Origin of the sequence: Rhizobium sp. AC27/96, from assembly GCF_001692325.1 — a bacterium.
In the GTDB taxonomy this organism is placed as follows: domain Bacteria; phylum Pseudomonadota; class Alphaproteobacteria; order Rhizobiales; family Rhizobiaceae; genus Rhizobium.
The window spans coordinates 469,073-494,392 of sequence record NZ_LXKN01000001.1; the positions used below are offsets into that span (position 1 = coordinate 469,073).

Annotated in this window: 20 protein-coding genes; 10 read left to right on the forward strand and 10 right to left on the reverse strand. The window is 60.0% G+C overall.

Annotated elements, in window-relative coordinates:
• Positions 1 to 36 precede the first annotated feature (36 nt).
• Entirely contained in the window at positions 37 to 630 is a 594-nt protein-coding gene (locus tag A6U86_RS02350) for a glutathione S-transferase (protein ID WP_068385713.1), read from the reverse strand.
• Between the two features lie 30 nt (positions 631 to 660).
• Positions 661 to 1,512: a 23S rRNA (adenine(2030)-N(6))-methyltransferase RlmJ gene (locus A6U86_RS02355; protein ID WP_068385715.1), complete on the reverse strand. Its 852-nt coding sequence runs from the start codon at positions 1,510 to 1,512 to the stop codon at positions 661 to 663.
• Positions 1,513 to 1,593: 81 nt separating this feature from the next.
• On the opposite strand from A6U86_RS02355, the gene A6U86_RS02360 reads away from it, so the two are divergent.
• The 3 genes from A6U86_RS02360 to A6U86_RS02370 all read left to right on the forward strand — a co-directional run bounded on the left by A6U86_RS02360 (position 1,594) and on the right by A6U86_RS02370 (position 5,615).
• A complete protein-coding gene (locus A6U86_RS02360; RefSeq protein WP_068385717.1) occupies positions 1,594 to 3,717 on the forward strand; it encodes a molybdopterin-dependent oxidoreductase in 2,124 nt (707 codons plus the stop codon).
• Positions 3,714 to 4,307, forward strand: a complete 594-nt coding sequence (locus tag A6U86_RS02365) for an NUDIX domain-containing protein (RefSeq protein WP_068385719.1) — start codon at positions 3,714 to 3,716, stop codon at positions 4,305 to 4,307. Before A6U86_RS02360 ends, A6U86_RS02365 begins: the two co-directional genes overlap by 4 nt.
• Before the next feature lie 138 nt (positions 4,308 to 4,445).
• Entirely contained in the window at positions 4,446 to 5,615 is a 1,170-nt protein-coding gene (locus A6U86_RS02370) for an alpha-D-ribose 1-methylphosphonate 5-triphosphate diphosphatase (protein ID WP_068385721.1), read from the forward strand.
• A 268-nt stretch (positions 5,616 to 5,883) separates the two neighbouring features.
• On the opposite strand, the gene purN is transcribed toward A6U86_RS02370, so the two are convergent.
• Both purN and purM read right to left on the reverse strand, forming a co-directional pair.
• Complete coding sequence (gene purN, locus A6U86_RS02375) at positions 5,884 to 6,555, reverse strand: phosphoribosylglycinamide formyltransferase (RefSeq protein ID WP_068385723.1); 672 nt, start codon at positions 6,553 to 6,555, stop codon at positions 5,884 to 5,886.
• Positions 6,552 to 7,625: a phosphoribosylformylglycinamidine cyclo-ligase gene (gene purM / locus A6U86_RS02380; RefSeq protein ID WP_068385725.1), complete on the reverse strand. Its 1,074-nt coding sequence runs from the start codon at positions 7,623 to 7,625 to the stop codon at positions 6,552 to 6,554. The genes purN and purM overlap by 4 nt, the downstream gene beginning before the upstream one ends.
• Positions 7,626 to 7,845: 220 nt before the next feature.
• Between purM and A6U86_RS02385 the strand changes: the two genes are divergently transcribed.
• The 4 genes from A6U86_RS02385 to ppx all read left to right on the forward strand — a co-directional run bounded on the left by A6U86_RS02385 (position 7,846) and on the right by ppx (position 13,504).
• Positions 7,846 to 8,976, forward strand: coding sequence for an AI-2E family transporter (locus A6U86_RS02385; protein ID WP_068387738.1), 1,131 nt, complete (start codon positions 7,846 to 7,848; stop codon positions 8,974 to 8,976).
• Between the two features lie 2 nt (positions 8,977 to 8,978).
• Entirely contained in the window at positions 8,979 to 9,692 is a 714-nt protein-coding gene (hdaA, locus tag A6U86_RS02390) for a DnaA regulatory inactivator HdaA (RefSeq protein WP_068385726.1), read from the forward strand.
• A gap of 78 nt (positions 9,693 to 9,770) precedes the next feature.
• A complete protein-coding gene (locus tag A6U86_RS02395; RefSeq protein WP_068385728.1) occupies positions 9,771 to 11,972 on the forward strand; it encodes an RNA degradosome polyphosphate kinase in 2,202 nt (733 codons plus the stop codon).
• A gap of 11 nt (positions 11,973 to 11,983) precedes the next feature.
• Positions 11,984 to 13,504 carry an exopolyphosphatase gene (gene ppx, locus A6U86_RS02400; protein ID WP_068385730.1) on the forward strand — a complete coding sequence of 507 codons (1,521 nt, stop codon included), beginning with the start codon at positions 11,984 to 11,986 and terminating at the stop codon, positions 13,502 to 13,504.
• A gap of 56 nt (positions 13,505 to 13,560) precedes the next feature.
• Here ppx and A6U86_RS02405 read toward each other — a convergent pair whose 3' ends face one another.
• From A6U86_RS02405 to A6U86_RS02420, 4 genes are all read right to left on the reverse strand, one after another.
• The gene (locus A6U86_RS02405; protein WP_068387739.1) at positions 13,561 to 14,919 is read right to left on the reverse strand and encodes an esterase-like activity of phytase family protein; all 1,359 of its coding nucleotides are present in this window, start codon (positions 14,917 to 14,919) and stop codon (positions 13,561 to 13,563) included.
• 164 nt (positions 14,920 to 15,083) lie between these two features.
• A complete protein-coding gene (locus A6U86_RS02410) occupies positions 15,084 to 16,136 on the reverse strand; it encodes an adenylate/guanylate cyclase domain-containing protein (RefSeq protein WP_068385732.1) in 1,053 nt (350 codons plus the stop codon).
• Between the two features lie 191 nt (positions 16,137 to 16,327).
• Positions 16,328 to 17,473 (reverse strand): ribonuclease D, encoded by a 1,146-nt coding sequence (rnd, locus tag A6U86_RS02415; RefSeq protein ID WP_068385734.1) that lies wholly within the window; start codon positions 17,471 to 17,473, stop codon positions 16,328 to 16,330.
• 167 nt (positions 17,474 to 17,640) lie between these two features.
• The gene (locus tag A6U86_RS02420) at positions 17,641 to 19,032 is read right to left on the reverse strand and encodes a multicopper oxidase family protein (RefSeq protein WP_068385736.1); all 1,392 of its coding nucleotides are present in this window, start codon (positions 19,030 to 19,032) and stop codon (positions 17,641 to 17,643) included.
• A gap of 195 nt (positions 19,033 to 19,227) precedes the next feature.
• Between A6U86_RS02420 and A6U86_RS02425 the strand changes: the two genes are divergently transcribed.
• Positions 19,228 to 19,584 carry an endonuclease domain-containing protein gene (locus A6U86_RS02425; RefSeq protein WP_068385739.1) on the forward strand — a complete coding sequence of 119 codons (357 nt, stop codon included), beginning with the start codon at positions 19,228 to 19,230 and terminating at the stop codon, positions 19,582 to 19,584.
• A 395-nt stretch (positions 19,585 to 19,979) separates the two neighbouring features.
• Positions 19,980 to 21,770, forward strand: coding sequence for an aspartate--tRNA ligase (gene aspS, locus A6U86_RS02430; RefSeq protein WP_068385740.1), 1,791 nt, complete (start codon positions 19,980 to 19,982; stop codon positions 21,768 to 21,770).
• 180 nt (positions 21,771 to 21,950) lie between these two features.
• Here the strand turns inward: aspS and A6U86_RS02435 are convergent, their stop codons facing one another.
• On the reverse strand, positions 21,951 to 23,120 hold the full coding sequence (locus A6U86_RS02435) for a serine hydrolase (RefSeq protein WP_068385742.1): 1,170 nt from the start codon (positions 23,118 to 23,120) through the stop codon (positions 21,951 to 21,953).
• Positions 23,121 to 23,186: 66 nt separating this feature from the next.
• Between A6U86_RS02435 and A6U86_RS02440 the strand changes: the two genes are divergently transcribed.
• The gene (locus A6U86_RS02440) at positions 23,187 to 23,849 is read left to right on the forward strand and encodes a TetR/AcrR family transcriptional regulator (protein WP_198929015.1); all 663 of its coding nucleotides are present in this window, start codon (positions 23,187 to 23,189) and stop codon (positions 23,847 to 23,849) included.
• A gap of 62 nt (positions 23,850 to 23,911) precedes the next feature.
• Here A6U86_RS02440 and A6U86_RS02445 read toward each other — a convergent pair whose 3' ends face one another.
• A complete protein-coding gene (locus tag A6U86_RS02445) occupies positions 23,912 to 25,099 on the reverse strand; it encodes a hypothetical protein (RefSeq protein ID WP_068385744.1) in 1,188 nt (395 codons plus the stop codon).
• Between the last annotated feature and the right edge of the window lie 221 nt (positions 25,100 to 25,320).

The window sequence follows — 25,320 nt, forward strand, 5'->3', positions numbered from 1 at the left end:
GAAGCGAGCTGTATTTTGTCGAGCAGCGCTAATCGATCAGGCCCGCGGCTTCATCGCCTGATAGTCCGGAAAATGCCTTTCGAACTTTGCAACCCATTCGATCAGGCCGCCGTGATCCGCCTCCCATTGTCCTTCGAAACGAAGCTGCAGATAGCCGATGAGGGCAGCGAGCGCGAAATGTCCCGCATGCAGCTTCTTGCCGATCTTCGGCGGCTCGGCGTCGAGATGGATGAGTGCGCGCTTTGCCTTTGTCCATTGCCGGTCGATCCACGGCTGGTGCTGCTTTTCAGGCTCGCGAAGGCGCCGTTCATAGACGATGGAGAGAAGGCATTCCTTGGTGCCGTCGCATAGCGCTTCCAGAACTTCGGCCTCGGTGCGTTTGCCCTTCTTGGAAGGATAAAGGCCGCCTTCCTGGCGGTCGAAGTAATGCATGATCGCGCGGCTGTCGAAAATCGCCTCGCCATCGTCGGTCAGCAAGGTCGGGATCTTGCCGAGCGGATTATTGTCGACGAGCAGCGCCGGTCCTGCATTCGTCTCGACATGGATTTCCTCGAGCTTGATGTCGAGATGGCGTGCGGCCATGCGCACCTTACTGGAAAAGGGGGAGGCGGGCGAGCAGAGCAGTCTCATCAAGTCACCTGTAGGGTATGCAGAAAGGATTCAATGTTCGCCGCGCAGCCAGAAGGCGCGCTGCGAGGCGAAACGATCCTGCGCCAGCAGGTCCTTTAGCGCCGGCAGCAGCGCATGCAGCTCGTCCTTCAGCGTGAAGGGCGGATTGACGATGATCAGGCCGGAACCGGTGAGCCCGGTGAAGCCGCGATCGCTTTTGATCGTCAGCTCGGCGCAAAGCATCTTCGGGATGTCCAATGCCTGCAGCGCCTCGTGGAACTGCTTGATCGGCGCATCCTTCTTGATCGGATACCAGAGGCAATAGGTGCCGCCTGGAAAACGGCGCCACGCCTTCGCCAGGCCGTCTACCAGCCGCTCATATTCGCCGTCTTCCTCGAAGGGCGGATCGACAAGCACGATGCCGCGTTTTTCCTTCGGCGGCAGATGCGCGCCAAGCGCCAGCCAGCCGTCCAGTTCGGTAACACGGGCGTGGTGGTCTCCCTCGAACAGCCGATGCAGCCGCTGAAAGTCCTGAGGGTGCAACTCCATTGCGGACAGCCGGTCTTGCGGGCGGAACAGCATGCGGGCCAGCTTTGGCGAGCCGGGATAGAGCCGGATGCCACCCTCGGGGTTCAGCTCGCGAACGGCGGTGAGATAGGGCTCGAGCAGGTCGGCCACTTGTGGCACGAGCTCCGCCTCGAGCAGGCGGCCGATGCCGTCTTGCCACTCGCCGGTTTTCTGCGCCTCTTCCGAGGAGAGATCGTAAAGTCCGATGCCGGCATGCGTGTCGAGGACGCGGAAGGCCTTGTCCTTGTTCTGCATGTAGCGGACGAGGCGGGCAAGGATCGCGTGCTTCAGCACATCGGCGAAATTGCCCGCGTGGTAGATATGCCGATAGTTCATTGTCGGTGAAGTCCGCATGAATTGTTGAGATGGGCCGGATTATCGCTAGTGGCCGGTCACCGCTTGAAATATAGAAATATCATGAACATTGCGACCCCTATTCAAGCCAAACCCCGCATTGGTCACACGGCCTGTCCGCACGACTGTCCGTCCACCTGTGCGCTGGAGATCGAACTGACCGAGGATGGCCGGATGGGCCGCGTTCGCGGCGCCGGCGATCATTCCTACACATCCGGCGTCATCTGCGCCAAGGTCGCGCGTTATGCCGAGCGGCTCTATCATCCCGACCGTCTGATGAAGCCGCTGCGCCGCGCCGGCGCCAAGGGCGCGGGGAGTTGGCAGGAAATCTCCTGGGACGACGCTCTGGACGAGATCGCCGAGGCCTTCGTCAAGGCCGAGGCCAAGGATGGCAGCGAGGCGATCTGGCCCTATTTCTATGCCGGCACCATGGGTTGGGTGCAGCGCGATTCCATCGATCGCCTTCGCCACACCAAGCGTTATTCAGGCTTCTTTTCCTCGATTTGCACCAATCCGGCCTGGACCGGCTTTACCATGGCGACGGGCGTGCTGCGCGGCCCCGATCCGCGCGAGATGGGCCGCACGGACTGTATCGTCATCTGGGGCACGAACGCGGTGGCTACGCAGGTCAATGTGATGACGCATGCGATCAAATCCCGCAAGGAACGTGGCGCCAAGATCGTCGTCGTCGATATCTACGACAATCCGACGATGAAGCAGGCCGATCTGGCGCTGATCGTCAAGCCGGGCACGGATGCGGCGCTCGCCTGCGCCGTCATGCATGTCGCTTTCCGCGACGGCTATGCCGACCGCGCCTATATGGCTAGATATGCCGACGATCCCTCAGGTCTTGAAGAGCATCTGAAGTCGAAGACGCCTGCCTGGGCCGCAGGTATCACTGGTCTTTCGGTGGACGAGATCGAAGCCTTCGCCAAGCTGGTGGGAACCACGAAGAAGACCTATTTCCGCCTGGGCTATGGCTTCACCCGCCAGCGCAACGGTGCCATCGCCATGCATGCGGCTGCCTCGATCGCCACGGTGCTGGGCTCCTGGCAATATGAAGGCGGCGGCGCCTTTCATTCGAACAGCGATATTTTCCGCATGGATGCGAGCGAGTTGACCGGCCGCGCCATGAAGGATGCTGACATCCGCATGATCGATCAGTCGCAGATCGGCCGGGCGCTGACCGGCGACGCCGTGGCGCTGCGCCATCGCGGCCCGGTGACGGCCATGCTGATCCAGAATACCAATCCGGTGAACATCGCGCCCGAGCAGCGGCTGGTGAAGCGTGGTTTCGCCCGCAGCGACCTTTTCGTCGCCGTGCACGAGCAGTTCATGACCGACACGGCCGAGATGGCCGATATCGTCATTCCCGCCACCATGTTCGTCGAGCATGACGACATTTATCGTGCTGGCGGCCAGAACCATATTCTTCTTGGCCCGAAGCTTGTGGAGCCGCCACCGACGGTACGCAGCAACCTTTTCGTCATCGAGGAACTGGCCAAGCGCCTTGGCGTGGCGGATCGTCCCGGCTTCGGCTTTTCCGCCCGCGAGATGGTCGATCGGATTCTGACGAAAAGCGGGCTGCCGGATTACGATCATTTCCTCGAGCACAAATGGTTCGACCGCCAGCCGGCCTTCGAGGATGCTCATTTCCTGAACGGTTTCGGCCATCCCGACGGCAAGTTCCGCTTCCGTCCGGATTGGGTCAACCAGCCCGCGCCGAACCGTCCGCCGTCCGCCGTTGGATTGCTTGGCCCGTATATGGAGTTGCCGGAATTTCCGGATCAGGTCGACGTGATCGAAGTGGCCGATCCCGAGCATCCGTTCAGGCTCGCCACCTCGCCAGCGCGCAATTTCCTCAATTCGAGCTTCGCGGAAACCAAGACTTCCCGGCAGAAGGAAGGACGTCCCGAAGTGATGATCAATCCGGCCGATGCCGAGCGGCTCGATATCATCAATGGAGAGCTGATCCGCATCGGCAATATGCGGGGCGATATTCGTCTCCACGCGCGCGTCACCACAGAGGTAAAACCCGGCGTGCTCATCGCCGAAGGTCTGTGGTCGAACAAGGCCCATGTCGACGGTGAAGGCATCAACGTGCTCACCGGCGCCGATCCGGTCGCGCCCTATGGCGGCGCGGCGGTTCACGACAACAAGGTATGGCTTCGCAAGGATATGGCATGACCGAATTTGGAAAGGCGAAAGCCGAGATCGTCAACGAAAAGACGTTGGCGGATCAATGGACGCGGCTGAGCAGCTACGATCTCGACTACACGGATTCGCGCGGCGAAAAGCACCGGGTCAAGCGCGAGATCTATCATCGCACGCCCGCCGCCTGCATCCTGCTTTATGATCCCAACCGTGAGACGGTGGTGCTTGTCCGCCAATACCGCCTGCCATCGCAGCTGGTCGGCATGCCGGCATGGATGATCGAAGTGCCCGCCGGCTTGCTCGATGGAGACGATCCGGAAGCTGCGATCCGCCGCGAAGCCATGGAGGAAACCGGGTTTCGCATTCGCGACGTCCGCTTCCTCTTCAAGGCGCTGACCTCTCCTGGGTCGGTGACCGAGGTCATACACTTCTTTGCTGCGGTGGTCGATACGGCGGATCGCATCGCCGACGGTGGCGGGCTTGCCGAGGAACATGAAGACATCGAGGTTCTGGAAGTCCGCTTGTCCGAAGCCATGGGCATGATCGAGGCGGGCGATATTTACGACGCAAAGACGATCATGCTGCTGCAATGGGCAGTCCTGAACAAGGCCAGCCTGACGTAAGCAGGCGGACGGTCGGGAGGTATATTCCCGGCGTTCATCATCATGTCACGAATCGGGGCTAACGGGGCGTCTTGATCGGAAACATTCGAATGTTTCCCGACCGCCTTCGATATTTGACGCTGTTTCAGGAGAAAGCCGATGTGGCTCAGCAATTTCACGCTCGTTCTTCCCAATGAAGTCGTCGAGAGCGGCGCGGTGCGCATCGAGGACGGCGTGATTGCCGAAATCCGCTCCGAGCCAGTGGAACAGCCGACATTCGATGGTGGCGGGCGTCTGCTGATGCCGGGTTTTGTCGATCTTCACTGTGACATGATCGAGCGCGAGATCGCCCCTCGACCGAATGCCATGATGCCGATCGATTTCGGCATTCACGAGCTCGACAAGAAGCTGGCCGCTGCCGGCGTTACCACAGCCTTTGCCGCGCTCTCCTTTGCGACCGAAAGCGTCTACGGTCATGTCCGCTCGCTTGAAACCACTTCGGCGGTCATCCGTGGCATCAACGGCCTGCGCGATGAACTGTTGATCGATCATCGTGTCCATGCCCGCTACGAGATCACCAATCTCGGCGCCGCTCCGACGCTGGAGCGGCTGCTGGAAGAGGGCTCCGTCGATATGGTCTCGCTCACGGACCATACGCCGGGGCAGGGGCAATACAACGATATCGAAAGCTATATCCGCAGCATGTCCGAGCGCCGCTCCATGTCGCGCGAGGCGGCCGAGGAAGTCGTGGCAAAGCGTATCGCGCAGCGCCAGGATCCCGAGATCGAGCGCAAGCTGCATGACGTGGTCGGGCTTTCGCTGAAGCATAAGCTGTCGCTGGCCTCGCATGATGATGACAGCGCCGAAAAGGTTGCGGCGATGCACGATCTCGGCGTCACGATCAGCGAATTTCCAGTCACCGGACCGGCAGCCGAAGAAGCCTGCCGACGCGGTCTCTGGACCTTGATGGGTGCGCCGAACGCGTTGCGCGGTCAGTCCATGTCCGGCAATCTCAGTGCGCTGGATGCGGCTCGCTCCGGCCTGCTCGGCATCATCGCCGCCGATTATCATCCGGCCGCCTTCGTGCCGGCAATCTTCAAGATCGCCGATGTTGTCGCAGGCGGTCTGCCGGTTGCCGTTGCGACAGCAACGTCCAATGCCGCGCGCTCGGCCGGCCTCAAGGATCGCGGCGAAATCGCCGTCGGCCAGCTTGCCGATCTGGTGGCAGTCGAGCCAGGCTCGGTTCACCGCATCCGCGCAACCTTCCGCGGCGGCCGCATCGTCTATAGCGACGGCACGCTGCATCCGCTGATGGCGCTGGCGGCCTGAAAGGAAAATTGAAGGGGCGTATCGATGCGCTCAGCGGCCCCCTCATCCGCGCTTCGGGCACCTTCTCCCCAAGGGGAGAAGGGGTTTGCTGGATGCAACACCCTCCGGAAAACGGGGTCATCAAGAGGGTGAAACTTCCGCAATCAAAAATACACATGCCGAAAGGAATAGCTTTCTGCTGGCATGAGAGGTCAGTAACCCCCTTCTCCCCTCGGGGAGAAGGTGCCCGAAGGGCGGATGAGGGGGCGTTTGGCGCCGAACTCTCTAATTAACTCGCATCACCGAGCAGTGACACGACCTGCTGCCCTTTGGCGGCAGGCGTTTTGGCAAGGCTCACGGCCTTGCCGCCGTCCATCCTGACATTGCCTTCCGCGAAGAGGCGCAGCGACTGCGGATAGATCTGATGCTCGATCGTCAGTACGCGGGCAGCCAGCGCGTCCGCCGTGTCATCGGTCAAGACGGGTACGGCGGCCTGGCCGATCACCGGGCCTTCATCCATGCCTTCGGTGACGAAATGCACCGTGCAGCCGGCGATGCGCATGCCGGCGTCGATGGCGCGCTGATGCGTATGGAGGCCGGGGAAAAGCGGCAGCAGGGAAGGATGGATATTGATGATCCGGCCTTCGTAAGCCTGGATGAAGCGGCCGGAAAGCAGCCGCATGTAGCCCGCAAGGCAGATGATGTCGGGCGAGAGGGCCGCAAGCTGCGCAAGGATCGCCTCTTCATGGGCTTCCTTGCTGGCAAAATCCTTGCGGACGAAAGAGAATGTGGCAATGCCTTCGGCGGCGGCTTTCGCCAGTCCACCGGCATCGGCCTTGTCGGCGATGACACCGACGATCTCGGCCGGATAGTCGGCGGCCTTCGTGGCTTTCAGAAGAGCCAGCATATTGGAGCCGCCGCCGGAGATGAAGACGACGACGCGTTTGCGCGGCGTGGTCATAGAGCCAGCGTGCCCTTGTAGACGGTGCCGTGAGCGCCTTCTTCGCGCGCGATCATGCGACCGAGTGTGATGACTGCCTCGCCCTCGGCTTCGAGTGCGGCCTTGACGGCAGTAACATTTTCCGGCGCCACGACGACGATCATGCCGACGCCGCAATTGAAGGTGCGCAGCATTTCCTTGGCTTCGACGCCGCCTGTCTTGGCGAGCCACGAGAAGACCGGCGGCACCTTGACGGCGGCCAGATCGATTTCTGCGGCCAGATGCTTTGGCAGCACGCGCGGGATATTTTCAGGGAAACCGCCGCCGGTGATATGGGCGAGCGCCTTCAGAGCATGGGTCTCGCGGATGGCCTTGAGCAGCGGCTTCACATAGATGCGTGTCGGCGTCAGCAGCGCTTCGCCGAGTGCCTTACCTTCGGCGAAAGGAGCCGGCGCATCCCAGCCGAGGCCGGAAAGTTCGACGATCTTGCGCACCAGCGAAAAGCCGTTGGAATGGACGCCGGAGGAGGCAAGGCCGAGAATAATGTCGCCTTCGGCAATATCGCCCGAGGGCAGCAACTGACCGCGTTCGGCAGCACCAACGGCAAAGCCAGCCAGATCGTAATCGCCATGGGAATACATGCCCGGCATCTCGGCCGTTTCGCCGCCGATCAGCGCGCAGCCCGCATCGCGGCAGCCGGCGGCAATCCCGCCGACGATCGCCGCGCCCTGGTCGGGGTCGAGCTTGCCCGTGGCGAAGTAATCGAGGAAGAACAAAGGCTCGGCGCCCTGGACAACCAGATCGTTGACACACATGGCGACGAGGTCGATGCCGACTGTGTCGTGATAATTCGCGTCGATGGCGATCTTCAGCTTGGTGCCGACGCCGTCATTGGCAGCCACCAGCACAGGGTCGGTAAAGCCCGCGGCCTTCAGGTCGAACAGGCCGCCGAAGCCGCCGATTTCGCCATCGGCGCCGGGGCGGCGCGTCGAGCGCACGGCAGGCTTGATCTTTTCGACGAGCAGGTTGCCGGCATCGATATCGACACCCGCGTCGCTATAGGTCAGACCGTTTTTTCCAGACTGGCTCATGCTTGCGCCTCCGATGGCCGCCCTTCGTCTCGACAGGGCTTCGATCGGGTCGCCATTGCATGATAGGGCCGTTTATGCAAGGCGCAAGCGCCTCAAACCCCTCGATTTCCCCGCTTCACAGCGCATGAAGCCGATTTCCGGTCTGAGGCTTGACCATAATTGCAGCATCATCCTATGTCCTAAGCAGGTGGCAGGTAGGCCGGAAACAGCGGGGAAGTCGATGGAGCAAAAGGTCAGCGGAGCGAGCCTCAAGCGTCAAGTCACGTTCTGGGTGATCGTGCTCGTCGTCTTCATCAGCTTTGTCTATATCTTCAGTACGATCCTGCTGCCGTTCATCGCCGGCATGGCGGTCGCCTATTTTCTCGATCCGATCGCTGACCGGCTGGAAAGGCTCGGCCTTAGCCGCCTGATGGCGACGGTGGTGATCCTCGTATCCTTTGTGCTGGTCTTCGCCCTGGCGCTGACGATCGTCATTCCGATCATCATCAACCAGTTCAACGACTTCATTCAGCACATACCGACCTATGTGCAGCAGATACAGCAGCTGATTGCCAAGGCGCAGACAATGGTGCTGCCGGACTGGATCCGCAATCAGCTCGGCGCGATCAAGGACAATTTCTCCAGCATCATGTCGGAAGGCCTGAGTTTTGTCGGCGGCCTGTTCGCGCAGCTCTGGAGTTCCGGCAAGGCGCTCGTCAACATCCTCTCGCTGATGGTGGTTACACCCGTCGTCGCCTTCTACATGCTGCTCGATTGGGACCGGATGATCGCCAAGGTGGATGCCTGGGTCCCGCGTGACCACGTCGCCACCGTCAGGCAGATTGCTCGCGAGATCGATCAGGCGATTGCCGGTTTCATTCGCGGGCAGGGCTCGCTCTGCATTATCCTTGGTGTGTATTATGGTGTCGGACTCTCACTCGTTGGCTTGAATTTCGGTCTTCTGATCGGCCTGTTCGCCGGGATGATCAGCTTCATACCCTACGTAGGGTCGATGGTCGGCTTGGTTCTGGCCGTCGGCGTGGCTTTGGTCCAGTTCTGGCCCGACTATCTTTGGGTCGGCCTGACGCTCGCGGTCTTCTTCACCGGTCAGTTCCTTGAGGGTAACGTGCTGCAGCCGAAGCTCGTCGGCGAAAGCGTTGGCCTGCATCCGGTCTGGCTGATGTTCGCGCTTTTCGCCTTCGGTGCCCTTTTCGGCTTTGTCGGTCTGTTGATCGCAGTTCCGGCCGCTGCAGCCTGCGGCGTCCTTGTCCGGTTTGCCCTTTCGCGATACCTTCAGAGTGATCTCTATCACGGCCGTTCGGAAGCAGGTAAGGCGCGCAGAGCCAAGGCCGTTAAGCCCGAGAACAGCTAGACATGACCGATACAAAAAATGCTGATGTGAGGCGCAAGACCGCTGAACAGCTACCCTTGGCCTTTACGCACGACCCCGCAAGCGGCCGTGACGACCTGCTCGTCGCCAATCCTTTGAGCGCTGCCGTGAAGATCGTCGATGCCTGGCCGCATTGGCCGTCGCCGGTGGTGATCCTTGCAGGTCCGGTCGGCTCGGGAAAATCGCATCTCGCCAATATCTGGAGCGAAAGATGCGATGCGACATCAATCCACCCGGTGGCCGGCGCCAATGCTGCCGTCGTGGCGGCGAACGGTCCGGTCGTCTTCGAAGATGTGGATCGGCTCGGCTTTGACGATACCGAGCTATTCCATGTCATCAATAGCGTCAGGGAAAACGGCAGCAGCTTGCTGATGACCACGCGTCTGTGGCCGATGTCCTGGCCGGTGACGTTGCCCGATCTACGTTCTCGCCTGAAGGCGGCGACGGTGGTCGAGATCGGTGAGCCGGACGAGGAATTGCTGTCGCAGGTGATCGTAAAACTCTTTGCCGACCGCCAGCTTTATATCGATGACAAACTCGTCCTTTATATCGTCAATCGAATGGAGCGTTCCATGAACGCCGCGCAGTTGATCGTCGATCGGCTGGATCGGCTGGCGCTTGCGCGAGGCACGCGAATTACGCGTGTGCTGGCGACTGAAGTGTTGAATGAACTGGGTAATGCCGCTCAACCCGATTGAGCTGATGTTGAACTGTCACAGTTCCGTCGTCAAACTGATATACGTGGCACATGGGTTAGAGATGAGGGTAGGTGGAACATGGACTCGGCAGTAACGGAACATCAGGACGCCAGCCAAGAGACACCGGAGGCCACGCCGCCGATCAACGAGCTGCTGAGCAGCCCCGAACGCTTCATCAACCGCGAATTCTCCTGGTTGCAGTTCAATCGCCGCGTTCTTGAGGAGACGTTGAACACGGCGCATCCGCTGCTGGAACGCGTGCGCTTCCTCTCCATTTCCGCCGCCAATCTTGACGAGTTCTTCATGGTGCGCGTCGCCGGCCTTGAAGGCCAGGTCCGCCAGAAGATCCTGGTGCGCACGCCCGACGGCAAGACACCCGCCGAGCAGCTCGACGATATCCTGCGTGAAATCGACAATCTGCAGATGGAGCAGCAGGCTTCTCTTGCCGTCCTGCAGCAATATCTCGCCAAGGAAGACATTCTGATCGTCCGCCCTGCCGCCCTTTCCGATATGGACCGGCAGTGGCTGCACACCGAATTCGAGCAGGCGATCTTCCCCGTCCTGACGCCGCTCTCCATCGATCCGGCGCATCCGTTCCCATTCATTCCGAACCTCGGTTTCTCGATTGCGCTGCAGCTGAAGAGCATGAACGGCCGCGAGCCGATGACGGCGCTGCTGCGTCTGCCGCCGGCGCTCGATCGCTTCGTGCGCCTGCCGGATGCGAGCAACGTCATCCGCTACATCACGCTTGAAGACGTGGTGAATATCTTCATCCACCGGCTCTATCCCGGCTATGAAGTGCAGGGCTCGGGCACGTTCCGACTGATCCGCGACAGCGATATCGAAGTCGAGGAAGAGGCCGAAGATCTGGTGCGCTTCTTCGAAACCGCACTGAAGCGCCGCCGCCGTGGCTCGGTGATCCGCATCGAGACCGACTCCGAAATGCCACTCGAGCTGCGTCAGTTCGTGGTGGAATCGCTAAACGTGCCGGGCAACCGCATCGCGGTTCTGCCGGGCCTGCTCGCCCTCAATACGCTTTCCGAGATCTGCAAGGCACCGCGCGACGATCTTCGTTTCGAGCCCTACAATGCGCGATTTCCTGAGCGCGTCCGCGAGCACGCCGGCGATTGCTTCGCAGCAATCCGCGAAAAGGACATGGTCGTCCACCACCCCTACGAATCCTTCGACGTGGTGGTCCAGTTCCTTCTCCAGGCTGCGCGAGATCCTGACGTTCTGGCGATAAAGCAGACGCTCTATCGTACTTCCAACGACAGCCCGATCGTGCGCGCGCTGATCGACGCGGCCGATCTCGGCAAGTCGGTAACGGCTCTGGTGGAGCTCAAGGCCCGCTTCGACGAAGAGGCTAACATCCGCTGGGCGCGCGATCTCGAGCGCGCCGGCGTGCAGGTCGTCTTCGGCTTCATCGAGCTCAAGACGCATGCGAAGATGTCGATGGTCGTGCGCCGTGAAGACGGAAAGCTGCGCACCTATTGCCACCTTGGCACCGGCAACTACCATCCGGTCACCGCGAAGATCTATACCGATCTGTCCTACTTCACCTGCGATCAGAAGATCGCCCACGATATGGCGAACATCTTCAACTTCATCACCGGCTACGGCGAGCCGGAACACGACATGAAGATCGCGGTTTCGCCCTACACGCTGCGTCCGCGTATCCTCGAGCATATCGAGGCCGAGATCGAGCATGCCAAGAACGGCCTTCCGGCTGCGATCTGGATGAAGATGAATTCGCTTGTCGATCCCGACATCATCGATGCGCTTTACCGCGCCAGCAACGCCGGCGTTGAGATCGATCTGGTGGTGCGCGGCATCTGCTGCCTGCGTCCGCAGGTGGCCGGCCTTTCCGAAAATATCCGCGTCAAGTCGATCATTGGCCGCTTCCTCGAGCACAGCCGCATCTTCTGTTTCGGCAATGGTCAGGGCCTGCCGTCGGATAAGGCGTTGGTCTATCTCGGCTCGGCCGACATGATGCCGAGAAACCTCGATCGCCGCGTCGAAACCCTCGTGCCGCTGACCAACAAGACCGTGCATGAGCAGGTGCTCTCACAGATCATGCTGGGCAATATCATTGACAATCAGCAAAGCTACGAGATATTGCCGGACGGTACTTCAAGGCGCATGGAAGTGCGCAAGGGAGAAGAGCCATTCAATGCGCAGCAGTATTTCATGACCAATCCCAGCCTTTCCGGCCGCGGTGAAGCCTTGAAATCCAGTGCGCCGAAACTGATCGCTGGGCTGTTGTCGGGCCGCAACAAATAAACTGGACCTGCATGGTTGAATCAGAAGCCCAGGGGCGCCTTCCCGGTATTGCCCCTGTCTCCGTTGTCGATATCGGGTCGAATTCGGTCCGTCTCGTCGTCTATGAAGGCCACTCGCGGTCGCCAACCATTCTTTTCAACGAGAAAGTGCTTTGTGGCCTGGGAAAGGGCATAGCACTGACCGGAAAGATGGATGAGGAAAGCGTGGCCCGGGCACTTGCAGCCCTGCATCGCTTCAAGGCGCTCTCCGATCAGGCCCGTGCGTCCACGATCTATGTCCTGGCGACAGCGGCCGCGCGCGAAGCGAGCAACGGCCCGGCATTCATCCATCAAGCCGAAACGATCCTGCAGCGCAAGGTTCGCGTGCTGTCGGGCGAGGAAGAGGCGCGCTTCTCCGCGCTCGGCATCGTCAGCGGCTTCTTCCATCCGGACGGCATCGCCGGCGACTTGGGCGGCGGCTCGCTGGAACTGATCGACATCAAGGACCGGGAAATCGGCAAGGGCATCACCCTGCCGCTGGGCGGCTTGCGCCTGTCGGAATATGCCGGCGGTTCGATCGAGAAGGCGCGCAGCTTTGCACGCAAGCATGTAAAGACGGCGAAGCTTCTGGCCAAGGGCGAGGGCCGTACCTTCTATGCCGTTGGCGGCACATGGCGAAACATTGCCAAGCTGCATATGGAAACCCGCAAATATCCGCTGCACATGATGCAGGGCTATGAAGTGTCTCTCGAGGAGATGATGCGGTTCCTCGACCAACTCGGCGATGCGAGGGAAACGAAGGACCCGGCTCTGCTGACGATTTCCAAGCACCGCCGTTCGCTGCTGCCCTTCGGCGCCGTGGCAATGCGCGAAGTGTTGGCGACCATGAAGCCTTCCATCGTCTCCTTTTCCGCGCAGGGTGTGCGCGAGGGTTATCTCTATTCCTTGTTGACGGAGGCGGAACGCCAAAGCGACCCGCTGCTGGTGGCGGCTGGTGAGCTTGCGATCCTGCGCGCCCGTTCGCCGGAGCATGCCCGCGAGCTTGCCGAATGGACGGGGCGGATGATGCCCTTCTTCGGGATCACCGAGACCGAGGAGGAGAGCCGCTATCGCCAGGCCGCGTGCCTTCTGGCCGATATCAGCTGGCGCGCTCATCCGGATTATCGTGGCCTGCAAGCGCTGAACATTATCGCCCATACGTCCTTCGTCGGCATCACCCATGCCGGCCGCGCCTTCATTGCGCTTGCCAATTACTATCGCTTCGAGGGATTGCACGACGACGGCGCGACCGAGCCGCTGGCGACGATCGCAACTCCGCTCTACATCGAGCGCGCCAAGCTGCTGGGCGGCTTGTTGCGGGTGGTCTATCTGTTTTCGGCATCGATGCCAGGCGTCGTGCGCAATCTGTCGTTCCGCCGTTCGGCAAATCCCGAGCTGGATCTCGAATTCGTGGTTCCGGCCGAGTATCATGATTTTGCCGGCGAGAGGCTCGATGGCCGCCTGCAGCAGCTCGGCAAGCTCACGAACCGCCGGCTGGCATTCTGCTTCGAATAGTTTCGATCGAATAAAGCCTCTCCCCGCTAGGCAGGGAGAGGCCGGATCGTTGCAGCTTACTTCGCGTTCAGGAAATCGCCGACTTCAAGAATGCTGAACTCGTTGTCGTCTGCCTTGTTGACAGCGCGGCCAGCCGAGAAGGGCAGGTTGTTGTCGTTGCCGATAATGATGTGCGTGGCATCGACGCGGTCGACATTCTCGATGGTGACGAAGGGCATGTCGTAGAAGCCTTCGCCGCCGCCCTGGCGACGCTTGTGGTTCGGGTCTTCGATGCGCATGAGATCGATATAGCCGATCTTGCGAACGGATTTGCCGACATTGGCATCACTGAATTCGATCTTGTAGACGCGCTTCAGCTCGGCCGGGGCTTCGAAGCAATCCGGCTTCGGCTGCTTGGGATCGGCGCAGGCCTTGTCCTTCGTGCCGGCGCCGTTGTCGCGCTCGATCACCAGTGCCGTCTTTTCATCGAGCATGTTGAAATCGCCGATCGACGCACCCTTGTCTGCGAACGGATAGAGCCAGCTGCGGCCGGTCCAGCCCTTCGAGGCGACATCGAACTCGATGACGCGGATAGCAGTCTTGCCATCGACGCTTTCCATCTGGCCGTCATCCTTGTAGATCGCGCCTTCCAGCAGACCATAGAGCTTCGAGCCGTCCTTCGACATGGCCAAGCCCTCGAAGCCGCCCGAGCGCTTCAGGTTGAAGGCAGGCATCTTCTGCGTCGGGTTACCCGGAAGCTGCAGCAGCGGATTATCCGGAGACATCACAGGCTTGCCGTCGACCGTCGTCGAGAAAACGTCAGTGAGCTGGCCGTTCGTATCGAACTTCAGCAGATAGGGACCGAACTCCTCACCGATCCAGAAGCCGTCTGCGACGGGCTGGATCGATTCGATGTCAAAGTCAGAGCCGGTGAGATAGCGCTTGGCGGAACCCTCGAGAACGATCGGGAAGGGGGCCTTCTTGTTCGGGTCGGACAAGAAGAGGTTCTTGACGACATCGACCTTGCCATTGTCCCAGTCGAACTTCAGCTGGTGCAGGAAGAGCATCGCGTCGCTGGAATTCTGCTTGGAGCCGAAGCCGTTGTCGGACAGCGTCCAGAACGTGCCGTCAGGCATGGTCTTGATGCCGGAAAAACCCTGGATCGGCTGGCCGTCGAAGGGCAGCTTCAGGTCGGTCACGCGAGCGCCGTCCTTGCCGGGCACAGTGCCGAGAGCCTCTGTGCGCTTGCGATCCGGTGTCGTGAACTTGCCGGAGGTCTTGACGAAGTCAGGCGCATCGGCCGGCGCTGGCACGATGGTGTTGGCCGGCAGGATGGCCTGCCCGGCAAGCTTTGCCGGAAATTGCTGCTCATCGGCATGGGCCGATGCAGCAAGCAAAATGAAGAGTGCCGTTGAGGCAGAAAGAATTCGGGTCATCATGTCACCTTGTTGGCCAGAATTGGCGAAAACAAATCCGCTTAACAGGCGAGCAGTGTCGGCGAATTAACGCTTAGGTGAAGATTTGGTGACTGTGGACAACCTATGAGGTGTGAAGCCCAGGCGTGTGTCGATATATCAATGCAGCTGATGCTTTGTATTGCTTACGATCTGCCACGCGCCGTCTTGAGGGCCTGGCGGCTTTGCGTATGAAGCGCGATGACGCCAAGCGACTGGTCGCGGCCGCGAACGGCATGCTCGCCGAGGTCTTCCTTGATGATCGCTTCGGGAAGTTCCAGCTGCCGGGCGAGGTCTGTGGAAATCAACACCTGGCGCTCCAGCGTCTTGCAGAGTGATTCCAGTCTGGCGACGGTGTTCACCGTGTCGCCGAAATAGGCGATCTTGTGATGGTCGACACCGATTTCGGCGGTGACGATGCTGCCGCCATGCAAGGCAGCCCTCAGGCGCGGTACCCGACCGTAAGATTTCAGCCATGCCTCGGCATTCTTTTCGATATCGTCGAGAATGTTGAAGACGCAGCGCACGCAATTGGCATTCTTGACGCCGCGCCGGAGCGGCCAGGTGATGACGGCGGCATCGCCGATATAGTCGTCGATTGCCCCCTGATGCCGACGCACGGGTTCCGCCATCGCGCCAAATACGGCAGCGAGAAATTCCTGCGTCTTGAGATCTCCATGCTCTTCCGCAAACGCGGTTGAGCCGACGAGGTCCACGAACAGAAATACGCGCTCTTCTTGCACAGGATTGCGGTAGCGACCGGTCAGCAGGCTGAGGAAGATATCGCGCCCGAGCAATTCCCGCACGCGACCGACGAAAATGACGATGGCTGTTACCAGCACGGCATAGATATAGACGTCAATCTTCAGGACCGTGAGGTCTTCCCAGGAGCCGTCGACCAGGCCCAGCAGTTTCATGAGGCTGCCCGCGATGGCGTAACCGACGCTCATCAGGAGGAAATCGACGATCAGGGCCGAAAAGATGAAGGCCGGTGTCGGCAGGCGATGCATCCAGTCATTCAGCCGCGACAGGATCATCCGGCGTTCGAAGACCAGCAATGGCATGCCGCAGAACAGTGCAAAGACCGCGCCGATGTATGCCGGCGCTTGCGGGAAGAATATCTTGCCGTAGATGACACCCGTCGAAGCGACGAATAGCGATGTCAGAATCCAGTTGCGCATCGAATGGAGAATGCCCATTCACTTTTCCGCCGAGAAGCGACGCCTGTCATTGGCGCGGAATTGCGCCAGCAAACTGGAACGTCATCGAATATAACGACCACATCAGACGTTCATTCCACGAGATTTGCGGCGCAATCGTGATCGCTCTCCGCATGCCCGTTGCCGAATCATACGCAATCGCAACGCGCCAGGAAAGGGCAATGTCGCGACTAGAGCGTGACCGTCTCGACCCGCTTCCCGACGAAGCGCAAGGCCACCTGGCCCTGGATCAGCTGCAGAGCCGTTTCGCCGAAGAGATCGCGCCGCCAGCCGGTAAGGGCGGCAACATCGGCCTTCTCGCCTTCCGCGGCGATCTTGTCGAGATCTTCGCTATTGGCGATCACTTTCGGCGCGACGCCATGCTTTTCCGCGATCAGCTTCAGCAACACCTTCAGCAGTTCGGCAGCGGCGGCCGTGCCTTCGGGAGCCTGCTGATGGCGCGGCGGATGCGGCATTTCGGATTTGGGTAGCGCCAGGGCAGCGTTGATCGCCTCGATCACGGCCGCACCGGCGGCGGAGCGCTCCCAGCCTTTCGGAATGGTACGAAGCCGGGCAAGCGCTTCGCTGTCCTTCGGCTGCTGTTGGGCGATCTCATAGATGGCATCGTCCTTCACCACACGAGCGCGCGGAACGTTGCGGGAGCGCGCCTCGCGTTCGCGCCAGGCGGCCACATATTTGAGCACCGCGAGTTCCTGCGGCTTGCGCAGGCGCATCTTCAGGCGCTGCCAGGCATCATCCGGATGCAGATCGTAAGTCTCGCGCGCTTCGAGGATAGCCATTTCCTCCTGCAGCCAGGAGGCGCGTCCTTCGCGCTTCAGCTGTTCGTCAAGCGCAAGGTAGACGTCGCGCAGATGGGTGACGTCGGCGAGCGCATAGTCCAGCTGCTTTTCCGACAGCGGCCGGCGGCTCCAGTCGGTAAAGCGCGAGGACTTGTCGATATGGACATTCTTGATGCGGCTGACGAGCTGATCGTAGGAAACGGAATCGCCGAAACCGCAGACCATCGCCGCAACCTGCGTATCGAAGATCGGATGCGGAATGAGATTGCCGCGATGGAAAATGATTTCGATATCCTGGCGTGCCGCATGAAAAACCTTCAGCACGGCCGGGTTTGCCATCAGCTCGAAAAATGGCGCAAGGTCCAACCCCTTGGCCAGTGGATCCACCAGCACTTCGGTTGTCGGGCTCGCCATTTGTATCAGGCACAGCTCTGGCCAGAAGGTTGTCTCGCGCAGGAATTCGGTATCAATGGTAATGAATTCCGACTTGGCCAGCTCTTGGCAGGCCGCCTCCAATTGGGCGGTAGTTTCGATCATCTCAACACATTCATCGGTAAAACAATTCCTTAACTTCCTTCTCCTTTCAGCCGGATATGTCAATACTTTCGCGGACAAAGCTTTGCCGCATTTCGTTTTTTGCTGAAATTACCCGGAAGGATGCAGCCGCGAAGGGCTGCAGGGGATGGACTATCGGCGGCTGCAAGTTAGGCGACGCGGACGTAGCTGGTCATGCCGGTTTTCTGATGCTCGATGATATGGCAATGCAGCAGCCAGTCGCCGGGATTGTCGGCGACGAAGGCGAGCTGCACTTTTTCATCCGGCTGGATCAGGTAGGTATCGGACACGAACGGCTGCACCTGCCGCGTCGAGGAGGAGATGACGGTAAAGCTCATCCCGTGCAGATGGATCGGATGGCTGTGCGGCGTCACGTTTTCCATGTCGATGACATAGCTCTTGCCGAGTTTCAGTTCGGCAAGCGGCGCGGTCGGGTCGGGCGTGTCGCCCGGCCACGGCACCTTGTTGATCGCCCAGAAGCTGTAGCCGAGCGAGCCGCAGATGCTGTTGTCTGCCGTATTTTCCGCCGTTGAGCTGAGGATCAGCGGCAGGTGTGTTGCTGCGCCGAGATCTGCCTTCTGCACTGGATTATCTTCCAGGGGTGGCAGATCGCGAACGTCGCGCTTCAGCGAGGCACCGACCGATCGTAGCGTCGCCAGCACTTTCGGGTTTGTGCCCTTGATATCCTCAAGTTTGACGGTTGCGCCTTCGACATCCGGCATGCGCACGGCCAGTTCCAGTCGTTGGCCGGGGCCGAGCTGCAACAGATCCAGCGGAAAGCGTTGCGGCACCGGATTGCCGTCGATGGCGATCACTGTCGTTTCGGCGCCATCAACGCGGAAGGAATAGATGCGCGTGACATCGGTGATGGCAATGCGCAGCCGCACCAAGCCTCCGGAGGGCGCATCATATTGCGGTTCCTGCTGCCAGTTTGCAGTCCGCATCGTTCCGTAAGTGCCGGATTTGGCGGCATCGCGCGGGCGGAACTGCGCGATGAACTGGCCGTCGCCACCCAGCCGCCAGTCGCGCAGATTGAGCACCACTTCCGAATCGAATGCTGGATCCTTGGGATTCTCAACGACTATGACACCGGTCATGCCATGGCCCATCTGCTCCAGCGTATTGCAGTGCGGGTGATACCAGAATGTGCCGGCGTCGGGCGGCGTGAAGGCATAATCGAAATGATCGCCGGTATAGACATAGGGCTGGGTCAAGAAGGGCACGCCGTCCATGTTGTTCGGAAGCCGGATGCCGTGCCAGTGGATCGTCGTAGGATCGTCTATGCCGTTGATGAGGCGAGCGGCGAAGGATTCGCCCTTCTTCATGCGCACCACAGGCGGCATTCCGCCGTCACCATACGTCAGGACATCCTTGGTGGGCCCGCCATCCGCCAGATTGGCCTGGATCTTGGCGGTTTTCAGCACACGCGGCTCGGCTGCCGCCGCCTTGCCGGCAAACCTGCCGGCGATGCCAAGACCGACACCATAGGCGCCTGCAACCGCGGAGGCTTTCAGAAGATTGCGGCGGGTCAGCATCGGCATGTCAGGCTCCGGGGGCGAAGATATCTGGATGTCTGTTTAAAGTTGACCATGCCGTTCAGCAATAGCATTGCGGTAGCCAAACTGCCGCAGCGGCTACTTGCGGGTGTCGATAGAGGCGGTGAATGATCTTCGTTTGGCTGGCTACACGCTAATCCATATGCTCTCTGTGTGACGATAGTCGAAATGGGAGAACCAATGTCTCGCGACGTTGCAGATCGGTTGCGGCAATTCGCAAAGACAATGCGCAGCGACGCTACCAAGGCGGAAAATATGCTTTGGCAAGCTTTGCGTGGAAGCCAACTCGAAGGCTTCAAGTTCAGGCGACAGGTGCCGATCGATGGCTATATTGTTGATTTTGTATGTTTCGAAGTGCGGTTGATCATTGAGGTCGATGGCGCGCAACACGCCGAAAGCGTGAGGGATCGGAAGAGGGATGTTTATTTTTCAAATCAGGGCTTTCGCATCATGCGAGTGTGGAACCATGAGGTCGTAACGAATCTCGATGGAATCTGCCTGACAATCCTGGCGGAGCTTAAAAACACCGGAGAATAGCTGGAGAGCGAGGCAAACTCCGACCTATCTCGCCCCTGGCGGGCGAGAAAGCAATTTCACTGGTTTAGGAATTGCGAAACAGGAGTTTCAAGGCACACCAAGGCATGGCGCAATTTCTAAGCCATTGAAATTGCAAGAGCGGGGGTCACGTTCTTGTTCCAGAAACTCTGGGATTGGATGCGTCCCTGCCTTCCCCCTCTCTTGCAATTTCTAACACTTAGCCTTGCGGCTAAATGTAAGAAATTGCTTTCTCGCCCGCCAAGGGCGAGAGAAGGCCATCGCTCAAGCCTTGACAAATCGGGCGTGCCATGCGCTTTTCCGCCCGATTTTATCGTCGGCTGGCGAGGGGCATTTGCCCGCATTCGCTGCCGTCCGCCAAGTCCAGGATATACATTATGCATCGTTATCGCAGCCACACATGCGCCGCCCTGCGCAAGTCCGACGTCGGTTCGACTGTCCGCATCTCCGGCTGGGTTCATCGCGTCCGAGATCATGGCGGCGTGCTGTTCATCGACCTTCGCGACCACTATGGCATCACCCAGGTCGTCGCCGATCCCGATTCCCCGGCGTTTAAGTTGGCCGAAACTGTCCGTGGCGAGTGGGTCATCCGCATCGACGGCCTGGTGAAGGCCCGCACGGAAGATACCGTCAACAAGAACATGCCGACCGGCGAAATCGAGCTTTACGCTCAGGAGATCGAAGTGCTCTCCGCCGCCAAGGAATTGCCGCTGCCGATCTTCGGCGAGCCGGATTATCCGGAAGACGTGCGCCTGAAGTATCGCTTCCTCGATCTGCGCCGCGAAACGCTGCACCGGAACATCGTCAAGCGCACGCAGGTCATTTCCTCCATGCGCCGTCACATGGGTGAAGTCGGCTTTACCGAATATACGACCCCGATCCTGACGGCCTCGTCGCCGGAAGGCGCGCGCGACTTCCTCGTGCCATCGCGCATCCATCCCGGCACCTTCTACGCACTGCCGCAGGCGCCGCAGCAGTACAAGCAGCTGCTGATGGTCGCCGGTTTCGACCGCTACTTCCAGATCGCGCCGTGCTTCCGTGATGAAGACCCGCGCGCCGACCGTCTGCCGGGGGAATTCTACCAGCTCGACCTCGAAATGAGCTTCGTCACCCAGGAAGACGTCTGGAACACGATGGCACCGCTGATGACGCAGGTGTTCGAGGAGTTTGCCGATGGCAAGCCCGTCACTAAGGAATGGCCGCGCATTCCCTATGACGTTGCCATCCGCAAGTATGGCTCCGACAAGCCCGACCTGCGCAACCCGATCGTCATGGAAGCCGTCACCGAGCATTTTGCCGGCTCCGGCTTCAAGGTCTTCGCCAATATGATCGCCTCCAACCCGAAGGTCGAAGTCTGGGCCATCCCGGCCAAGACCGGTGGTTCGCGCGCGTTCTGCGACCGCATGAACGCCTGGGCGCAGAGCCAGGGCCAGCCGGGCCTCGGCTATATCTTCTGGCGCAAGGAAGGCGAAAAGCTTGAGGGTGCCGGCCCGCTCGCCAAGAACATCGGCGAAGAACGCACGGATGCGATCCGCACCCAGCTCGGCCTCGATGACGGCGACGCCTGCTTCTTCGTCGCTGGCGATCCGTCCAAGTTCTACAAGTTTGCCGGTGAAGCCCGTACCAAGGCCGGCGAAGAGCTGAACCTGGTCGATCGCGATCGCTTCGAGCTGTGCTGGATCGTCGACTTCCCGTTCTTCGAATGGAGCGAGGAAGAAAAGAAGGTCGATTTCGCCCACAACCCGTTCTCGATGCCGCAGGGTGGTCTCGAGGCGCTGCAGAACCAGGATCCGCTCACGATCAAGGCGTTCCAGTACGACGCCGTCTGCAACGGCTTCGAAATCGCTTCGGGCTCGATCCGTAACCAGTCGCCGGAAACCATGGTCGCTGCCTTCGAAAAGGTCGGCCTCAGCCAGGCCGACGTCGAGGAGCGCTTCGGTGGCCTCTACCGCGCCTTCCAGTATGGTGCGCCTCCGCACGGCGGCGCTGCCTTCGGTATCGACCGTATCGTCATGCTGCTGGTCGGCGCCAAGAACCTGCGCGAGATCTCTCTGTTCCCGATGAACCAGCAGGCGCAGGACCTCTTGATGGGCGCTCCCTCGGCCGCAACGCCGACGCAGCTGCGCGAACTGGCCATCCGCCCGGTACCGCCGGTGAAGAAGGACTAAGATCCTTCAGGCCCGTTCAGAAATACAAAACCCGGCGACCGAAATCGCCGGGTTTTTGTTTCGGATATTGGGCACAGGTTAGAGCATTTCCAGGAAAAGTGCACAGCGGTTTTCCGTCCGGAAATGCGTAAAAACAAGAAGATAGAGCGTTTTCGCGATTCGAGGAAAAGCGAAAGTGCTCTAGATCGCGGCATAGACCGCTTTGGCGAGATCAATCGTGAATTGGCCCCACATGCCTTCGAGCGCCGTGTTGGTCAGCGCCACCACAGTCAGCTTTTTCCGAGGGTCCACGAACCAGCTGTGACCGTATACGCCACCCCATTTGATCGTGCCCGCCGAGAAGGGCACTTGAGCGGCGAGGGGATCGGTGATGACAGACCAGCCATAGCCGAAACCGACGCCGGTCTGCAGAGCCTGCATATGTCCATCAGCCTGATCGGTCATCATCGTCTTCACGGTATCTGCCGCCAAGAGCGGTGCGCCACCCCTCTGTATGGTCTCCAGAATTGTGAGGATATCATGCGCCGTTCCGGCCATGCCCGCGCCGCCGGAATGATAGGAGCCGGGATCGAAGATCCTGTCAGGTGCAAAGCGGATCACACCGTCGAGTATCGGAACGAGCGTGCCGTCTTCCATTCGTTGCGGCTCTGGGCTCCCATTCACGTAATTGCCCGAGAGGCGGCTGCGATCCCGAACCGAGAATGCCGTATCGGAAAGGCCGAGAGGCTTCGTGACAAGCTCTGCGACTACATCGCCCAGCGCGCGGCCGGTCTCCTTTTCGATGATGCCGCCGAGCACATCCATCGCCAGCGAATAGCGCCAGTTTTCGCCGGGTGCGAACAGAAGCGGAGCGCTGGAAAGGCGCCTGAGATTTTCTGCGATCGCAAGACCGGGCGTGTCGAGGCCATCGGACACACCGGCGCGATGATAGGGGCCGTCCTGTTCCTCGGCGAATGTGTAGCCAAGCCCGGAAGTGTGCGTGAGGAGATGGCGGATACGAATAACGGCCTCGGTTCCATCCGGCAGGCGTGGCCGGAAATCCGGCAGCCATTTGGTGATCGGATCGTCGAGCCCGATGCGACCCTGTTCCACAAGCCGCATGGCGGTGATGGCGACGATCGGCTTGGTGATGGAGGCAAGGCGGAAGATGGTATCCTCTCGCACCGCCACCTTGTTCTCGCGATCAGCCAGACCGGCGGCGCGCCGAAAGATAAGCTCTCCATCTCGGGCGACCATAACGACGGTGCCGACCAGCCTCTTGTCCGCCAGGGCGGAATCGACAGCGGCATTGACGCCTTCGGCAAGGTTGCCTCGGCTCGGGCGCGCGGAATTTTCCAGGGGAAGACTCATGGAGCAAAACCTTCTATAATCACAATGACCATTCCTGAATAAACCAGATTGGAGATTATTTCTAGAGTGACCATTGTGAAAAATAATGAAGCGGCCGAAAATTCTGCGCCGCGCAAACGCGGCCGCCCGCCCGCCTTCGATCGCGAGACCGTTCTTGCCGCCGCACGGGATACATTCTGGAAGCATGGATATGACGGCTCTTCCATTGCCGACCTGACGGCTGCAATGGGAATTACGCCCCAGAGCCTCTATGCCGCCTTCAATTCAAAGGCAGATCTCTATCGTGAGACGCTCGAGCAATATCGCCGCATGCCGCGGCCTGAACCCGGTAATCCCTTTCAGGAGAAGGTGGATACGGTGACAGCCTTCGAGCGCTTCCTGACGAATTCGGCCAGGATATTCACAGCACCCGAACATCCGAAGGGCTGCATGATTTCGACGGCGGTGCTGAATTGTGCCGAGGAGAACGAGCCGATCGCCCATCATGTCGCGTCCATGCGCCTGCAGACGCTGGATATCTTCACCGCCCGGATCGAGCGCGGCATTGCGGAGGGTGATATGCGGCCCGATGCCAATGCCCGCTCGCTGGCGCGCTTTCTCGGCGCAATCGTGCAGGGCATGTCCGTGCAGGCGAGGGACGGCGCGACGACGGATGAGCTGCTCGCCCTTATCGTCCATGGCTTGAGCGAGCTTCGCAAGTATCAACTCCCCACGACAGTTGGCCTTTGACGGCAAAGAAAAACCCGGCGACCGAAATCGCCGGGTTTCCATATCGTTCGGTGAATGACCGATCAGTCGTTCGACGAAACCTTGAGGCCGATGACCTGCGGGATCGAGTTCGGAGCGCCCATGGCAGCACCGATGATCATAGGCACCGGAACCGGCTTGCCCGGAGCGGCGGAGATTGTCAGGCTCTTCGGATTGTCGAGATAGGAGCTGACGGCAGCCGCTACGGCGTTCTGCAGTTCCGGAACGTTGAGCTGCGCCATCATGATCGGCGTCATCGCCTTCAGCGTGTCGGCGAGCTGCTTGCCCGTGACGCCCTGCTGCTTGCCAGCGAAATCAAGCGCGCGAGCCGTGATCGACGCATCGTCGAAACGGATCTTGGCGCTGTTGAACGTCAGCTGCTGAAGAAGGCCGAGCATGGCGAGGCCGGCAGACTGCTGTGCTTCCTGCTGGTTCGGGTTGGAGCGTACGGTCTTGAGCGCATCCTGCATCGACTTTGCGAAGGCGGGCGTGTAGCCGGAAATGCTGAAGGCCAGGTTCAGCTTGCCGATATCCCTGAAATCGAAGGAATATTCGCTGATGTCGATCGTGCCGGGGCCGATTTCCCAGCTGCCCTTCATGGCGATCGTGCCATCGACCTGCTGCAGCTTCAGCGCCTCGATGGCTTCCTTGGCCTTCGGGTCGTCAACCTTGCTGAGATCGCCCTTTACGCCGTTGATCTTGGCGTCGAAGTCGAGGCCCGACTTGTCGTCGCGCTTCTTCATGTTGGCATCGGCGCCCTCGATCGAGAACACTTCGTCGCCGTCCTTGCTGACGGACACGGCGCCTGCATGGGCGCTCTTGTAGTAGAGAAGCGAGGTCAGGTCGCCCTTGGAGGCGTCAGCCGGGATCTCGACACCGGTCAGCTTCAGGTCGGTGGCGGAAATGGCTGCGCCATCCTTGTCGAAATCGACATCCGCAAAATCGATTTCGTCGATCGTGTAGCCGCCATTGCTCTCTTCAACGCCATCAAGGGTGATGTCGCCGAGCGGAATGCTGTTGTCCAACCCGGCCGCCTTGAGGGTCGCGCCCTTCAGCGTCACAGTGGTGCCGTCCACATCGACACCTTCGGCAGCGATCGAGCCGCCCTGCTGGGCGTAGACGTCGTTGATCTTCTTCAGGAGGTCATTGCCGTCAAGCGCGAAGGCTGAGCTGGCGAAAGACAGGATGGCGGCGCTGCTCAGCATCAGCCGCGTGGTCCGGTAGAAAGTCATGATGGCGTTTCCTCGTTAAGACGGTGGTATCTAGGCGGGGGGTGTACATATTCAGCGTGTACTGCCGCGATTTATATTGATCTTTCTCTAAAAATCCAATGACAAAGACAATTGCGAGCAGGTGCAGCAAAAATGTGTCTGTCTTCGCATGGAAAGATGCCTGAAAGGCCTTCATCCACAAGTGCTTTCCGCTGATTTCTTGCCGGGAATCGCGATCTTCT

Excerpts from the sequence above, each read along its gene's own strand:
- purN (WP_068385723.1), bottom strand. The coding sequence starts at position 6,555 with ATGACCACGCCGCGCAAACGCGTCGTCGTCTTCATCTCCGGCGGCGGC.
- aspS (WP_068385740.1), top strand. The coding sequence starts at position 19,980 with ATGCATCGTTATCGCAGCCACACATGCGCCGCCCTGCGCAAGTCCGAC.
- A6U86_RS02425 (WP_068385739.1), top strand. The coding sequence starts at position 19,228 with ATGTCTCGCGACGTTGCAGATCGGTTGCGGCAATTCGCAAAGACAATG.
- hdaA (WP_068385726.1), top strand. The coding sequence starts at position 8,979 with ATGACCGATACAAAAAATGCTGATGTGAGGCGCAAGACCGCTGAACAG.
- A6U86_RS02445 (WP_068385744.1), bottom strand. The coding sequence starts at position 25,099 with ATGACTTTCTACCGGACCACGCGGCTGATGCTGAGCAGCGCCGCCATC.
- A6U86_RS02405 (WP_068387739.1), bottom strand. The coding sequence starts at position 14,919 with ATGACCCGAATTCTTTCTGCCTCAACGGCACTCTTCATTTTGCTTGCT.
- A6U86_RS02350 (WP_068385713.1), bottom strand. The coding sequence starts at position 630 with ATGAGACTGCTCTGCTCGCCCGCCTCCCCCTTTTCCAGTAAGGTGCGC.
- A6U86_RS02395 (WP_068385728.1), top strand. The coding sequence starts at position 9,771 with ATGGACTCGGCAGTAACGGAACATCAGGACGCCAGCCAAGAGACACCG.
- ppx (WP_068385730.1), top strand. The coding sequence starts at position 11,984 with ATGGTTGAATCAGAAGCCCAGGGGCGCCTTCCCGGTATTGCCCCTGTC.
- A6U86_RS02410 (WP_068385732.1), bottom strand. The coding sequence starts at position 16,136 with ATGGGCATTCTCCATTCGATGCGCAACTGGATTCTGACATCGCTATTC.
- purM (WP_068385725.1), bottom strand. The coding sequence starts at position 7,625 with ATGAGCCAGTCTGGAAAAAACGGTCTGACCTATAGCGACGCGGGTGTC.
- A6U86_RS02385 (WP_068387738.1), top strand. The coding sequence starts at position 7,846 with ATGGAGCAAAAGGTCAGCGGAGCGAGCCTCAAGCGTCAAGTCACGTTC.
- A6U86_RS02370 (WP_068385721.1), top strand. The coding sequence starts at position 4,446 with ATGTGGCTCAGCAATTTCACGCTCGTTCTTCCCAATGAAGTCGTCGAG.
- A6U86_RS02360 (WP_068385717.1), top strand. The coding sequence starts at position 1,594 with ATGAACATTGCGACCCCTATTCAAGCCAAACCCCGCATTGGTCACACG.
- A6U86_RS02365 (WP_068385719.1), top strand. The coding sequence starts at position 3,714 with ATGACCGAATTTGGAAAGGCGAAAGCCGAGATCGTCAACGAAAAGACG.
- A6U86_RS02435 (WP_068385742.1), bottom strand. The coding sequence starts at position 23,120 with ATGAGTCTTCCCCTGGAAAATTCCGCGCGCCCGAGCCGAGGCAACCTT.
- A6U86_RS02420 (WP_068385736.1), bottom strand. The coding sequence starts at position 19,032 with ATGCCGATGCTGACCCGCCGCAATCTTCTGAAAGCCTCCGCGGTTGCA.
- rnd (WP_068385734.1), bottom strand. The coding sequence starts at position 17,473 with ATGATCGAAACTACCGCCCAATTGGAGGCGGCCTGCCAAGAGCTGGCC.
- A6U86_RS02355 (WP_068385715.1), bottom strand. The coding sequence starts at position 1,512 with ATGAACTATCGGCATATCTACCACGCGGGCAATTTCGCCGATGTGCTG.